Here is a 780-nt window from a genome sequence, read left to right on the forward strand (position 1 = left end):
GCTGCTCGGGGTGATCCCGGAGTCCCAGGCGGTGCTGCGCGCCTCCAACTCCGGCGAACCGGTCATTCTGGACAAGGAGTCCGATGCCGGTCAGGCCTACGAAGATGCGGTGTCCCGCCTGCTGGGCGATGCCAAGGAATTTCGTTTTCTGGAAGAAGAGAAGAAGGGCTTCTTTAGCCGACTGTTCGGGAGTTAAACATGTCATTATTGGATTATTTTCGTTCCAACAAGAAACAGAACACCGCACAACTGGCCAAAGAGCGGTTGCAGATCATTGTTGCTCACGAGCGTTCATCCAGAGGGGGGCCGGATTACCTGCCCCAGCTCAAGCAGGACATCCTCGATGTGATCCGCAAATACGTCAACATTGATCCGGAGAAGATAACCGTCCAACTGGATCAGAAGAGTGATGAGCTGTCGGTACTGGAGCTCAACATCACCTTCGCCGATGACAAGAAGGGATGAGCTGACGCCCTATGCGTGACCCCTTCCCCCAATGAAGACCGGATCCTGTCACTGGATCCGGTTTTTTATTGGCACAAAAACAGGCCACAGCGGCTCGCCTCATCTCGCCAAGGGGTCTGCCGACAGCTAGAATAGCGCCGCCCCGCAGGCAGTGATCTGCGCTGGCACCGTTTTCTCTTTTCTGGAACAGACCGCTTATGTCTATGAATGACGAAATGCACAGCGTCGAGGAACTGCTCGATACCGCCCTCGAACTCTTTATGGAGCTGGCCTCCGACAACCTGCCGGAGCAGGAGATCGCCCGCTTCAATCAGG

The 780-nt window shown here is 55.5% G+C and carries 1 protein-coding gene and 2 pseudogenes; all 3 read left to right on the top strand.

All coding sequences use genetic code 11. The features are described 5' to 3' along the window. Positions 1-196 (top strand): annotated as a pseudogene (locus BN1139_RS16090) (septum site-determining protein MinD); the annotation flags it as partial. Between the two features lie 2 nt (positions 197-198). Next, entirely contained in the window at positions 199-465 is a 267-nt protein-coding gene (gene minE, locus BN1139_RS16095) for a cell division topological specificity factor MinE (protein ID WP_005336848.1), read from the top strand. A 197-nt stretch (positions 466-662) separates the two neighbouring features. Beyond that, positions 663-780, top strand: a pseudogene (locus BN1139_RS21890) (hypothetical protein); the annotation flags it as partial.

The sequence above is a fragment of the Aeromonas veronii bv. veronii genome, assembly GCF_000820225.1.
GTDB lineage: Bacteria > Pseudomonadota > Gammaproteobacteria > Enterobacterales > Aeromonadaceae > Aeromonas > Aeromonas veronii.

Coding starts and splice junctions, on each gene's coding strand:
- minE (WP_005336848.1), top strand. CDS start 199: ATGTCATTATTGGATTATTTTCGTTCCAACAAGAAACAGAACACCGCA.